General features: G+C 59.8%; 1 protein-coding gene and 1 pseudogene. One reads left to right on the plus strand and one right to left on the minus strand.

The annotated features are described in order from the left end of the window. On the plus strand, positions 1–248 hold a 248-nt coding region (locus EN991_RS38885), incomplete at its 5' end, for a CcdB family protein (RefSeq protein WP_127370667.1). A 17-nt stretch (positions 249–265) separates the two neighbouring features. Here the strand turns inward: EN991_RS38885 and EN991_RS38890 are convergent. Next, positions 266–605 (minus strand): annotated as a pseudogene (locus EN991_RS38890) (hypothetical protein); the annotation flags it as partial.

The raw sequence follows: 605 nt of genomic DNA on the forward strand, positions 1-605 counted from the left end.
ACGTTCAGTCAGAGCTGCTCGACAATTTCAAGACGCGGGTGGTCGTGCCGCTTCTGCCGGTCGCAATGGTGCCACCGCCGATGCGAAAGCTTCATCCGATTTTTGAGATCAACGGTCGAAAGCTCGTTATGGCAACACACCTGGTTGCCACCGTTTCTGCCAGCGAATTAGGCGAAAGTCAGCTGAACCTGATCAAGCACCACGACGACATCGTCGCTGCGCTCGACATGCTGTTCCAGGGCTTCTGAACGGCGGCTACAGCGTCTCAGCCTGCCGTCTTGGCCTGCCAGGCCTTGATTGCCTCGTCGAACACCTTCTCTCCGGGAATGCCCTTTTCCATGGTCAGCAACGCCCGCCGTCCGGTCTTGTAGACCACCGGCACGTCGATCCAGTCCTGGCCGCGCAACAAGGTCATGTTGGCGTCTTCGTCGGCCTTGGTGTCGTTGAGCGCGACGAGGAAGAAGCCGTCGGCAATCTTGGCCGGAATGCCGATCAGCGGGCTGCCGGCATCCTGCTCCGAAGCCTTCATGGCAACGCGCAGGATGTTGTCGACACCGCCGCCCTCGAAGCCGTCGGGCGTCAGGAAGATCATCTCGATGATATGG

The sequence above is a fragment of the Mesorhizobium sp. M7A.F.Ca.US.005.03.2.1 genome, from assembly GCF_003997795.1.
In the GTDB taxonomy this organism is placed as follows: Bacteria; Pseudomonadota; Alphaproteobacteria; order Rhizobiales; family Rhizobiaceae; genus Mesorhizobium; species Mesorhizobium ciceri.